Consider the following 12,592-nt stretch of genomic DNA (forward strand, 5'->3'; position numbering starts at 1 on the left):
CGCCTTCCCGGAGCCGTGTCCAGCTCTTAAGATTTCATGCGGGAGGCCGCGGCATGTCTGGAACTCGTAGGCCGGTCGGGTCAGCCGAGAGGAGGGCCGCGCGGCAGACCGTCACGATCAGCTTCGCCGGATTCAACCGGGCCTGGGCGGCCTGGATCGGCGACCGCCTGGAGCGGCGCGGTCTACGCGTGGTGTACCTGCGCTGGGACGCCCCGCCGGAGGTCCCGCTCGTCGACCTGCTGCGCGGTCTGAGCCTGGCCGAGGGCCGGGTCCTCATCCTCGTCAGCGACTGGTACTTCAAACTCGGCCCGCGCACCCACGAGGAGTGGAACGCCGCGCTCGGCGAGGTCGTGGCGCCCGACCCGTCGCGTTTCGCGGCCGTCTCGGTGACCACCGCCGCCATCCCGGCCGCCGCCGCGGTGCTCGCCCCCGCCGACCTCGTCAACATCGGCCCCGACGAGGCCGAACGCCGTCTCGCCGAACGCCTCGACCTGCCCGACGCACCCCCGCAGGACCCCGCCGACGGCCGCCGCGCCCCGCGCTTCCCGTCCGCCATGCCCGAGGTGTGGGGCAACGTACCGCGCCGCAACACCCGCTTCACCGGCCGCGAGCCGCTGCTGAACGACGCCTACCACCTGCTGCACGGCAGCGAGCCGGGAGCCGGTGTCCTCGCGCTCTACGGCATGTCCGGCGTGGGCAAGACCCAGCTCGCCGCCGAGTACGTCTACCGGTTCAGCTCCGAGTACGACGTGGTGTGGTGGATCAACGCCGAGAAACGCGTCTCCTACCGCCGCCAGCTCGCCGAACTCGCCCCGAAACTGGGCCTGTCGACGGGCGCCGAGTACGGCGAGCGGCTGCGCGCCGTGCGCGACGCGCTGCGCCGCGGCGAGCCGTTCTCGCGCTGGCTGCTGATCCTCGACGGCGCCGACGACCCCGACCAGATCTGGGACCTCGTGCCCACCGGCCCCGGCCATGTGCTCATCACCTCCCGGAACCCCCAATGGGGCGAGCACAACAGCCAGTTGATGCAGGTTCCGGTGTACGCCCGCGACGAGTCGGTCGCCTTCATCCGGCGCCGCGCGCCGCGGCTGTCGGAGCCGGACGCCGACCAGCTCGCCGAGGCCCTGGAGGACCTGCCGCTGCTGCTGGACCAGACGGCCGGCTGGCTCAACGACTCCGACCTGTCCGTCGAGGACTACATCGCCCTGCTGGAGGGCGGCATCGACCAGGACGTCGTCAAGGTGTCCGCCGACTTCCCGGTCGCCTTCCAGACCGCCTGGTCGATACTGCTGAACAAACTCCGCGAGACGGTCCCGGAATCCGTCGACCTGCTGCGCCTGTGCACGTTCTTCGCGCCCGGCTTCGTCCCCGTACGCCTGCTGAAGGACATGCCGCACGACGACCTGCCCGAGCAGCTCACCGGGCTGCTGGAGGACCCGCTGCTGTGGAACCGGGCGATCAACCAGCTGCGCCAGTACTCCGTGGTGCGCCTGGAGTCGCACGAGGCGACCGGCGAGCCGGGCTCGGCCTCGGGCGAGTCGCTGTACCTGCACCGCATGGTCCACCAGATCGTCCGCAACGACATGCCCGAGCCGGAGCGCCGCGAGTTCATAGAGGTCGTCCGGCGCGCCCTGGCCTCCGCCGACCCGGGCCGCGCCACCGACACCCGGCTGTGGGACACCTACGCCGAGCTCGTGCCGCACCTCAAGCACGCGGACGTCCTCAAGAGCCAGGACACCAAGGTGCAGCGGCTGGTCCTCAACTGCCTGCGCTACATGTACTTCGCCGGTGAGTTCAGCTCCGGCGTCAAGCTCGGCGAGCGCGCCCTGCGCGCCTGGCGGACCACCCTCGGCGAGCACCACCCGCGGATCTGGGAGCTCACCTACCACTACGCCAACCTGCTGCGCTCCTCCGGGGACTACGAACGCACCGAGGCCCTCGAACGGCAGGCGGCCGACCATCTGCGCGACGAGCGCGGCGACCGCGACCTGGACTATCTGCGGGCGGTCAACGGCCTCGGCGCCGACCTGTGGGGGCTCGGCCGCTACGACGAGGCACTGGAGATCTACCAGTGGCTCTACCCGACCTACCGGGACCTGCTGGGCGAGGAGGACTCCCGCACCCTCAACGCCCTGAACAACCTGGGCTTCGGCCACCGCCTCCTCGGCCACTACCAGCAGGCCCTGGAGATCGACGAGAAGACGCTGGAGTCCCGCCGCCGGCTGCTGAAGGCGCGCCACCCCTGGGCGCTGATGTCGGAGATCTCCTACGCCATCGGACTGCGGCTGCTGGGCCGCTACACCGAGGCCGAGTCGATCCAGTCGAAGAACGTCCGCGAGTGCCGGCTCGTCCTCGGCTCCGACAACCCGCAGACCCTGCGCTCCGAGCACAACCTCGCGCTGTGCCGGCTGCGCGTCGGGGACCGCGCGGCGGCCGGGGCGCTGCTGACCCGCGTACTGGAGCGCTACGAACGCAAGCTGGGCGACCGGCACGCGGAGACGCTGGCCGCCGCCGTCAGCCAGAGCTGCTTCGCCCGCGAGCACGGCGACATCGACCAGGCCCGCGAGACCAGCGAGTCCATCATCGCCCGCTACGAGTCGCTGCTGATCGCCGGTCACCCGTTCATCGCCGGGGCCCGCGCCAACCACGCGCTGATCCTGCGCAGCGTCGGCGAACGGGAACACGCCCATGTGCTCGTCGAGCAGGCGCTGGCGGAGATGACCGCGGCCGTGGGGGAGAACCACCCCTACACGCTGGGGTGTGCCATCAACGCCTCCGCGCTGCGCAACCTGGTCGGCGACACCGAGGCGGCGGCCGAGCTGAGCAGGCAGACCATCACCCGCGCCACCGAGACGCTGGGCGCCACGCACCCGCTCACCCTGTCCGCCCGGGTCGCCCACGCGGCCGACCTGCGCGGGCTGCGGGACATCCAGCAGGCCGAGAAGGTCGAGCAGGGCGCCCTGGCGGACCTGGAGTCCACGCTCGGCAAGCAGCACGTCCACACCATCTCGGCCCGCTCCCGCAACCGGCCGTACTGGGACTTCGAACCCCAGGCGACATGACGCCGTAGCCCCGCACGCCGAAGGGCCCGCCCCCCGGAACGACTCCGGGGGCGGGCCCTTGGTGCTGCTCCGAGCCGGTGGCTCAGGCCTCGAACACCTCACGCACCAGCTGCTCCTGCTCGGCCTGGTGCCGCTTCGCGGAACCGACCGCCGGGGACGAGCTGTGCGGGCGGGAGATACGGCGCAGGCGCTCGCCGTGCGGGACGTCCGCGCCGACCGCCAGGTCCAGGTGGTCGATCAGGTTGAGCGCGATGAACGGCCAGGCACCCTGGTTCGCCGGCTCCTCCTGGGCCCACAGGTACTTCTCGACGTTCGGGTACTTGGCGATCTCCGCCTGGAGCTCGGCACCCGGCAGCGGGTACAGCCGCTCGACCCGGACGATCGCCACGTCCTTGACGCCGCGCTTGGTGCGCTCGGCCTCCAGGTCGTAGTACAGCTTGCCCGCCACGAAGACGACCTTCCTGACCGCGGCCGGGTCGACCGAGGAGTCGCCGATGACCGGACGGAACTGACCCGAGGTGAACTCCTCCGTCTTCGACGCGGCGGCCTTCAGGCGCAGCATCGACTTCGGGGTGAAGACCACCAGCGGCTTGTGGTGCGGGTTGTGCACCTGCCACCGCAGGAGGTGGAAGTAGTTCGACGGCAGGGTCGGCATCGCGACCGTCATGTTGTTCTGCGCGCACAGCTGCAGGAAGCGCTCGACGCGGGCCGAGGAGTGGTCCGGGCCCTGGCCCTCGTAGCCGTGCGGGAGCAGCAGCGTGACGCCGGAGGTCTGGCCCCACTTCTGCTCGGCCGCGGAGATGTACTCGTCGACCACCGACTGGGCGCCGTTGACGAAGTCGCCGAACTGCGCCTCCCACATCACGAGCGCGTCCGGGCGGGCCAGCGAGTAGCCGTACTCGAAGCCCATGACCGCGTACTCGGAGAGCAGGGAGTCGTAGACGTTGTAGCGCGCCTGGTCGTCGGAGAGGTACTGCAGCGGGGTCAGGTCCTCGCCGGTCTCACGGTCGATGAGGACCGCGTGACGCTGGCCGAAGGTGCCGCGGCGGGAGTCCTGGCCGGACAGCCGGACCGGGGTGTTCTCCAGCAGCAGCGAGCCGATGGCGAGGGTCTCGCCCATGCCCCAGTCGATCGTGCCGTCCTCGACCATCGCCGCCCGGCGCTGCAGCTGCGGCAGCAGACGCGGGTGGACGTGGAAGTGGTCGGGGATGTTGACCTGGGACTCGGCGATCCGCTTGACGACCTCCGCGGAGATCGCGGTGGTCACCGGGACCGGGAACTCGGCCTGCGGGTCCGACACCGGGGCGGCGCTCGGCTGCGAGGTCGCCTCGCGGACCTCGGTGAAGACCTTCTCCAGCTGGCCCTGGTAGTCCTGCAGCGCCTGCTCGGCCTCTTCCAGGGTGATGTCGCCGCGACCGATGAGGGACTCGGTGTAGAGCTTGCGCACCGAGCGCTTCTTGTCGATCAGGTCGTACATCAGCGGCTGGGTGAAGGCCGGGTTGTCCGACTCGTTGTGACCGCGGCGGCGGTAGCAGATGAGGTCGATCACCACGTCCTTGTTGAACGCCTGGCGGAACTCGAAGGCGAGCCGCGCGACGCGGACCACGGCCTCCGGGTCGTCGCCGTTCACGTGGAAGATCGGGGCCTCGATCATGCGGGCCACGTCGGTCGCGTACATCGACGAACGCGAGGACTCCGGGGCGGCGGTGAAGCCGACCTGGTTGTTGATGACGATGTGGACCGTGCCGCCCGTGCGGTAGCCGCGCAGCTGCGACATGTTCAGGGTCTCGGCCACCACGCCCTGGCCCGCGAAGGCCGCGTCACCGTGCAGGGCGACCGGCAGGACCGTGAAGTCGGTGCCGCCCTTGTTGATGATGTCCTGCTTGGCGCGGACGATGCCCTCGATGACCGGGTCGACCGTCTCGAGGTGGGACGGGTTGGCGGCCAGCGAGACCTTGATCTGCTCGCCGTCCAGGCCGGTGAAGGTGCCCTCGGCGCCCAGGTGGTACTTCACGTCGCCGGAGCCGTGCATCGACTTCGGGTCGAGGTTGCCCTCGAACTCGCGGAAGATCTGTGCGTACGACTTGCCGACGATGTTGGCCAGCACGTTCAGCCGGCCGCGGTGGGCCATGCCGATGACGACCTCGTCGAGGCGGGACTCCGCAGCGCTGTCGAGGACCGCGTCGAGCAGCGGGATGACGGACTCGCCGCCCTCCAGGGAGAAGCGCTTCTGGCCGACGTACTTCGTCTGCAGGAAGGTCTCGAAGGCCTCCGCGGCGTTGAGTCGGCGCAGGATGCGCAGCTGCTCCTCGCGCTCCGGCTTGGAGTGCGGGCGCTCCACCCGGTCCTGGATCCACTTGCGCTGCTTGGGGTCCTGGATGTGCATGAACTCGATGCCGATGGTGCGGCAGTACGAGTCGCGCAGCACGCCGAGGATGTCGCGCAGCTTCATCAGGGACTTGCCGGAGAAGCCGCCGACGGCGAACTCGCGCTCCAGGTCCCACAGGGTCAGGCCGTGCTCGGTGATGTCCAGGTCGGGGTGCTTGCGCTGGCGGTACTCCAGCGGATCGGTGTCGGCCATGACATGGCCGCGGACCCGGTAGGAGTGGATCAGCTCGAAGACCCGGGCGGCCTTGGTGACGTCGTCGTCGTGGCTGGCGTCGATGTCCCTGAGCCAGCGGACCGGCTCGTAGGGGATGCGCAGGGCCTCGAAGATCTCGTCGTAGAAGCCGTTCTCGCCCAGCAGCAGGTTCGAGATCTGGCGCAGGAACTCGCCGGAGGCGGCGCCCTGGATGACCCGGTGGTCGTAGGTCGACGTGAGCGTCATGACCTTCGAGATGCCGAGCTTGTTGAGGGTGTCCTGGCTGGTGCCCTGGAACTCCGCCGGGTAGTCCATGGAGCCGACGCCCAGGATGACCGACTGGCCGGGCATCAGACGCGGCACCGAGTGGACGGTGCCCAGGCCGCCGGGGTTGGTCAGGGAGACCGTCACGCCGGAGAAGTCGTCCATCGTCAGCTTGCCGTCGCGGGCGCGGCGGACGATGTCCTCGTAGGCCTGCCAGAACTCGAAGAAGTTCAGCGTCTCGGCCTTCTTGATGGCCGCGACGACCAGCTGGCGGTCGCCGTTGGGCTTCACCAGGTCGATGGCCAGACCGAGGTTGACGTGGTCCGGCTTGACCAGGGTCGGCTTGCCGTCCTTCTCCGTGAAGGAGTGGTTCATCGACGGCATGGCCTTGATGGCCTGCACCATCGCGTAGCCGATCAGGTGCGTGAAGGAGATCTTCCCGCCCCGGGCGCGCTTGAGGTGGTTGTTGATGACGATGCGGTTGTCGAACAGCAGCTTCACCGGGACCGCGCGCACGGACGTGGCCGTGGGCAGCTCCAGCGAGGCGTTCATGTTCTTGGCCACGGCGGCGGACGGACCGCGCAGGGTCACCAGCTCGGGGCCCTCGGCGGACGCGGCGGCGGGCTCGGCCTTGGCCGCGGGCTTCGCGGCGGCGGGCTTGGCCGGAGCGGGCGCCGGGGCCTTCGCGGCGGGAGCCGGCTGCGCGGGTGCCGGAGCGGCGGCCGCGGGCTTGGCAGCCGCGGGGGCGGGCGCCGCCGGAGCCGGAGCCGGAGCGGCCTGCGCGGGCGCGGCCGGTGCCGGGGAGGTGGTGCCTGCGGCCCCCGCGGCCGCAGTACCCGCCGGAGCCGGAGCGGCGGCCGCTCCGGGCTTGTAGTCGGCGAAGAAGTCCCACCAGGCTCGGTCTACCGAATTCGGGTCCTGGAGGTACTGCTGATAGATCTCGTCGACGAGCCACTCGTTGGGGCCGAACGCGGCCGCGGGGTTCTTGCCCGCTTGGTCGGTGTCGGTCGAGATGGTCGAGTTACTGGGGGACTGTGGCGACACGGCGGCAACCGCCCTCTTCCGCTTCACAAGGTGATGGACAGCGGGAATAAAGGCTACGCCCCCCGGACCCCGAAGGTCAGGCCGGGCAGGTTCATCGTCGTGTAAGTCACATCGGAAACCGCGTTTCGGGCCTGGAAATGGCGGGAAACAAGCGGGGTTCCGCTTCGAATCCAGGGGGCCGGGAAATGCCGGAATGGGCCCGTCGCGCCCGGCCCGCGGGCGTGTGCCTGATCACACGTGTCCGTCAGCGCGGACGCTGGTGGATCTTGGGGCTCCGATGCGGACCCTACGTCAACTCTGATCGGTTGTCTCTCCCGGAAGAGTGACGCGAATCCGGCAACCCCGTTCCGATTCGGCCACCCCGATCCCGCCTCCGTGCAGGTCGACCGCCCAGCGGGCGATCGCGAGGCCGAGCCCGGTGCCGCCGTCGCTGCCCGGTCCGTTGGACGCGCCCGCGCCGCCGCGGTTGAAGCGCTCGAAGACCCGGTGCCACTCGGAGCGCGGAATGCCCGGGCCCTCGTCCAGCACCTCCATCTCCAGCGACTCCGGCAGCGGGCCGCGCCGCGCCTTCACGGTCACGCGGCCGTGCGGCGGGCTGTGCTTGACCGCGTTGTCGATGAGATTTGCCACTACCTGGTGGATGCGCTCGGGGTCCGCGTGCGCGGTCAGCTCCGGCGGGGAGACGTCGAGGTGCAGATGGACGTCCGTACGCGTGTGACTGCCGGAGCCCGACGCGATGCCCGCGCGCGCGGGCACGGCCATGTTGGCCTCCTTCAGCACGCCCGACAGGTACGGCCACACCTCGAAGCGGCGCCGCTTCAGCGGTACGACGCCGTTGTCGAGGCGGGACAGGTCCAGCAGGGTCTCCACCAGGCGGCCGAGGCGCTCCGTCTGCTTCAGGGCCGTGCGCATGGTCTCCGGGTCGGCCGGCGAGACTCCGTCCACGATGTTCTCCAGGACCGCCCTCAGGCCCGCGATGGGGGTGCGCAGCTCGTGCGAGACGTTCGCCACCAGCTCCTTGCGCTGCCGCTCCTGGGCCTCCAGGTCGTCGGCCATGCGGTTGATCGTCTGCGCCAGGTCGCCCAGCTCGTCCCGGCGGTTCTCACGCACCCTGCGGGTGTAGTCGCCGTGCGAGATGGCGTGGGCGACGGCGTTCATGTCGTCCAGCGGCGCGGTGAGCGAATGGGCCACGAACTGCGTGATGAGCAGCGTGGCGATCATCGAGAAGACCGTGATGAAGCGCAGCTCCGTCGCCGTGCGCATGGCGATCATCATCAGCCCGGTGGTGATGAGGACCGCGATGACGACCAGGACGCCCAGCTTGGTCTTGATCGAGAACGGGCGTACACCGCCCCAGGGCTCCCCGGGGCCTCTCCGTGCGGCCGGACCGCCGCTCATGGCGTCGGGGTCTCCAGTGCGTAGCCCACACCGTGCACGGTGCGGATCCGCTCGGCGCCGATCTTCCGGCGCAGCGCCTTGATGTGGCTGTCGACGGTACGGGTGCCGGAGGCGTCCGCCCAGTCCCACACCTCCGCCAGCAGCTGCTCACGGGAGAGCACCGCGCGCGGGGTGTTCGCCAGGCACACCAGCAGGTCGAACTCGGTGGGCGTCAGGTGCACGTCCTCCGAGTGCACCCGCACCCGGCGCTGGGCGTGGTCGATCTCCAGCTCGCCGAGGCGCAGGATGCCGCTCCTCGGGGTCGCCGCCGCGAGCGCGGCCCGCTCCACCCGGCGCAGCAGCACATGCACGCGTGCCGCCAGTTCCCGCATGGAGAACGGCTTGGTCATGTAGTCGTCGGCGCCGACGCCGAGTCCGACCAGCATGTCGGTCTCGTCGTCGCGCGCGGTGAGCATCAGCACCGGCACCGGACGGGCGGCCTGCACACGGCGGCAGACCTCCAGACCGTCGAAGCCGGGCAGCATGATGTCGAGGATCAGCAGGTCGGGCTGCCAGGCCTCGGCGGTGTCGACGGCGGCCGGGCCGTCGCCCGCGGTCTGCACGAGGAATCCCTCGGCGCGCAGGCGGGTCGCGATGGCGTCGACGATGGTCGGGTCGTCCTCGACCACCAGGACCCGTCGCTGTGCGCCCGGGGTCGCCGTCGTGCCGTTGTGGGATGTGTGGGTCTGCTCCATCGCCCGCCCCTGAGTTGCTTTCCGGAATGCGTGGGGTCATTCCTTCTGACTGGCTGTGCCTGCGCATGCTTGCGATTGACGCTTGAATGATCTGCGTCAGAGAAGCAGAGTACGGGGAGTTACGGCCCCGAGGCTATCCAGGCCGGACGGCGATGTGTACGACGTCCGGAACGCCCCGGGCAACGGGGATCTCTTCGGTACGCACCTGTTTGAACCCGGCATTCCGCAAGGTTTCTTCGAAATTCGGAGAGGGCTGTGCGGACCAGACCGCGAGCACGCCGCCCGGCTTCAACACCCTTGCGCAGCTTGTCAGTCCGGCCGGTGAGTAGAGATTGTCGTTGCCCTCGGTGACGGTCCAGTCGGGGCCGTTGTCGATGTCCAGGCAGAGGGCGTCGTACGTGGCGGAAGTCTCACGGATGTGGGTGATCAGATCCGCTTCGACGATCTCCGTGCGCGGATCGGCGACGGCCTGCTCCGAAATGGTGGCGAGGGGCCCCGTGCGGTGCCAGTCGACAATGGCGGGCTCGCGCTCGACGACCGTGATCGCGCCCCAGTGGGGGTCGGCCGCCGCATGTGCGAGCGAGAACCCCACGCCGAGCCCTCCGATCAGAACGTGCGGCTGCGGGCGTGGGTCCAGGGCGTCGCGCGCGGCGTCCACGAGCAGGCGCTCCGAGCGGCCGTCCGAGGTGTCCATCAGGAAGCACCCGTTGGCGATGATCTGCAGCAGCTCGCCGTGCCGGCGCAGCACGACCTCGCCGTACGGGCCCTCGCGACGGTCCAGAACCACAGGGGTGTCGTAGGTGGCGGTCATGGCCCCATCCTGCACGAGCCGTGCGCGCCGGGAATGTTCCGGAGGCGGTGTGCGTCCAGCTCTGTGACCTCTCCTGCCCCGAACCCCTCTGATCGCTGACAGCGAACGGGGCTTGGGGAACATTCGGGCAGTGGCAAGCATTGAGTCGATGTAACTCAACTTGACTGCCGAAGGGGAGATCATGGCTTCGACGTCCACTTCGCTCACCCTGCCCGTGCTGCCGCTCGACGACGAGGTAGTGCTCCCCGGGATGGTCGTACCGCTGGATCTGAACGACGCCGATGTACGCGCCGCGGTGGAGGCCGCCCAGGCCGCCGCCCGGTCCGAGCCCGGAAAGCCCAGGGTCCTGCTGGTCCCCCGCGTCGACGGGAGCTACCCGAGCACCGGTGTCCTCGGCACCGTGGAGCAGGTGGGCCGGCTCGCCGACGGCGACCCGGGCGCGCTGATCCGCGGTCGCGGCCGCGTGCAGATCGGGGCCGGTACGACCGGGCCGGGTGCGGCGCTGTGGGTCGAGGGGACGAGGATCGACGAGCGGGTGCCCGAGCCGCTGCCCGGTCACGTCACCGAACTGGTCAAGGAGTACAAGGCCCTGGCCACCGCCTGGCTGCGCAAGCGCGGCGCCTGGCAGGTCGTGGACCGGGTCCAGGCCATCGACGACGTGTCGCAGCTCGCGGACAACTCCGGTTACTCGCCCTTCCTGACCACCGAGCAGAAGATCGAACTGCTGGAGACCGCCGACCCGGTCGCCCGCCTGAAGCTCGCCACCCAGCAGCTGCGCGACCACCTGGCCGAGCAGGACGTGGCCGAGACCATTGCCAAGGACGTCCAGGAGGGCGTCGACAAGCAGCAGCGCGAGTTCCTGCTGCGCCGTCAGCTGGAGGCCGTCCGCAAGGAGCTGCGCGAGCTCAACGGCGAGCAGGAGGGCGAGGAGTCCGACGACTACCGCGCCCGCGTGGAGGCCGCCGACCTGCCGGAGAAGGTGCGCGAGGCCGCCCTCAAGGAGGTCGACAAGCTGGAGCGGTCCAGCGACCAGTCGCCCGAGGGCTCCTGGATCCGCACCTGGCTGGACACCGTCCTCGAACTGCCGTGGAACGAACGGACCCAGGACGCCTACGACATCCAGGGCGCCAAGGCGATTCTGGACGCCGAGCACGCGGGCCTGGAGGACGTCAAGGAGCGGATCACCGAGTACCTGGCGGTGCGCAAGCGCCGTACCGACCGCGGCCTCGGCGTCATCGGCGGCCGGCGTGGTGGTGCCGTGCTGGCCCTAGTCGGCCCGCCCGGCGTCGGAAAGACCTCGCTCGGCGAGTCCGTCGCGCACGCCATGGGCCGCAAGTTCGTCCGCGTCGCCCTCGGCGGCGTCCGCGACGAGGCGGAGATCCGCGGTCACCGCCGTACGTACGTCGGTGCCCTGCCCGGCCGGATCGTCCGGGCGATCAAGGAGGCCGGTTCGATGAACCCGGTCGTCCTGCTCGACGAGATCGACAAGGTCGGCTCCGACTTCCGCGGCGACCCGGCGGCCGCCCTCCTGGAGGTCCTCGACCCCGCGCAGAACCACACCTTCCGCGACCACTACCTGGAGGTCGAGCTCGACCTGTCGGACGTGGTCTTCCTCGCCACGGCGAACGTCCTGGAGGCAATCCCCGAAGCCCTCCTGGACCGTATGGAACTCGTGCGCCTGGACGGATACACCGAGGACGAGAAGGTCGTCATCGCCCGCGACCACCTGCTCCCGCGCCAGCTGGAGCGGGCCGGTCTCGACAAGGACGAGGTGACCCTGGAGGAGAGCGCCCTGCGCAAGCTCGCCGGGGAGTACACCCGCGAGGCGGGCGTGCGCACCCTGGAGCGCTCGATCGCCCGGCTGCTGCGCAAGGTCGCGGCCCAGCACGAACTGGGCGACCGGGAGCTGCCGTTCACGATCACGGACGCCGACCTGCGCGGCCTGATCGGCCGGCCGCACCACGTCCCGGAGTCCGCGCAGGACCCGGCGGAGCGCCGCACGGCGGTCCCGGGTGTGGCGACGGGCCTCGCGGTGACCGGCGCCGGAGGCGACGTCCTGTTCGTGGAGGCCTCGCTCGCCGACCCGGAGACAGGCGCGGCGGGTCTGACCCTGACCGGACAGCTGGGTGACGTGATGAAGGAGTCGGCGCAGATCGCGCTGAGCTTCCTGCGCAGCCACGGGGCCGAGCTGGAGCTGCCGGTCGCGGACCTCAAGGACCGCGGCGTGCACATCCACTTCCCCGCGGGCGCGGTGCCGAAGGACGGTCCGAGCGCGGGCGTCACGATGACGACGGCGCTGGCCTCGCTGCTGTCCGGCCGTCAGGTCCGTACGGACGTGGCGATGACCGGAGAGGTCTCGCTGACCGGCCGGGTGCTCCCCATCGGCGGCGTGAAGCAGAAGCTGCTGGCCGCGCAGCGGGCGGGCGTCACGACGGTCGTCATCCCCAAGCGCAACGAACCCGACCTGGACGACGTCCCCGCGGAGGTGCTGGACAAGCTCGACGTCCACACCGTGACGGACGTCCGCCAGGTCCTGGAGCTGGCGCTCGCGCCCGCGTCGAGCGACGCGGCGCCGGAGGTTCCGGTGGCGGCGTGACGGACGCCATCGGATGAGGGAAGGCCCAAGTCCCGTGAGGGAGGCTTGGGCCTTCTTCTCGTACGTCAGGCTTCTCGTACGTCAGGCTTCTCGTACGTCAGG

Annotated in this window: 6 protein-coding genes; 2 read left to right on the top strand and 4 right to left on the bottom strand. The window is 70.3% G+C overall.

The features are described from left to right. Positions 1-53 precede the first annotated feature (53 nt). Complete coding sequence (fxsT, locus tag MQN93_RS25655; RefSeq protein ID WP_242711416.1) at positions 54-3,062, top strand: FxSxx-COOH system tetratricopeptide repeat protein; 3,009 nt, start codon at positions 54-56, stop codon at positions 3,060-3,062. An 82-nt stretch (positions 3,063-3,144) separates the two neighbouring features. Here the strand turns inward: fxsT and MQN93_RS25660 are convergent, their stop codons facing one another. The 4 genes from MQN93_RS25660 to MQN93_RS25675 all read right to left on the bottom strand — a co-directional run bounded on the left by MQN93_RS25660 (position 3,145) and on the right by MQN93_RS25675 (position 9,894). After that, entirely contained in the window at positions 3,145-6,951 is a 3,807-nt protein-coding gene (locus MQN93_RS25660; protein WP_242711417.1) for a multifunctional oxoglutarate decarboxylase/oxoglutarate dehydrogenase thiamine pyrophosphate-binding subunit/dihydrolipoyllysine-residue succinyltransferase subunit, read from the bottom strand. A 291-nt stretch (positions 6,952-7,242) separates the two neighbouring features. Then, complete coding sequence (locus MQN93_RS25665; RefSeq protein WP_016437967.1) at positions 7,243-8,349, bottom strand: HAMP domain-containing sensor histidine kinase; 1,107 nt, start codon at positions 8,347-8,349, stop codon at positions 7,243-7,245. Next, positions 8,346-9,083 carry a response regulator transcription factor gene (locus MQN93_RS25670; RefSeq protein WP_016437968.1) on the bottom strand — a complete coding sequence of 246 codons (738 nt, stop codon included), beginning with the start codon at positions 9,081-9,083 and terminating at the stop codon, positions 8,346-8,348. Before MQN93_RS25670 ends, MQN93_RS25665 begins: the two co-directional genes overlap by 4 nt. Positions 9,084-9,216: 133 nt before the next feature. After that, positions 9,217-9,894, bottom strand: coding sequence for a spermine/spermidine synthase domain-containing protein (locus tag MQN93_RS25675; protein WP_242711418.1), 678 nt, complete (start codon positions 9,892-9,894; stop codon positions 9,217-9,219). 181 nt (positions 9,895-10,075) lie between these two features. Between MQN93_RS25675 and lon the strand changes: the two genes are divergently transcribed. Continuing rightward, entirely contained in the window at positions 10,076-12,490 is a 2,415-nt protein-coding gene (gene lon, locus MQN93_RS25680) for an endopeptidase La (protein ID WP_242711419.1), read from the top strand. Positions 12,491-12,592 lie beyond the last annotated feature (102 nt).

The sequence above is a fragment of the Streptomyces spinosisporus genome, from assembly GCF_022698145.1.
GTDB classification, from domain to species: domain Bacteria; phylum Actinomycetota; class Actinomycetes; order Streptomycetales; family Streptomycetaceae; genus Streptomyces; species Streptomyces spinosisporus.

Bases quoted from the DNA above. Each gene is read 5' to 3' on its own strand.
- MQN93_RS25665 (WP_016437967.1), bottom strand. From the start codon at position 8,349: ATGAGCGGCGGTCCGGCCGCACGGAGAGGCCCCGGGGAGCCCTGGGGC.
- fxsT (WP_242711416.1), top strand. From the start codon at position 54: ATGTCTGGAACTCGTAGGCCGGTCGGGTCAGCCGAGAGGAGGGCCGCG.
- lon (WP_242711419.1), top strand. From the start codon at position 10,076: ATGGCTTCGACGTCCACTTCGCTCACCCTGCCCGTGCTGCCGCTCGAC.
- MQN93_RS25670 (WP_016437968.1), bottom strand. From the start codon at position 9,083: ATGGAGCAGACCCACACATCCCACAACGGCACGACGGCGACCCCGGGC.
- MQN93_RS25675 (WP_242711418.1), bottom strand. From the start codon at position 9,894: ATGACCGCCACCTACGACACCCCTGTGGTTCTGGACCGTCGCGAGGGC.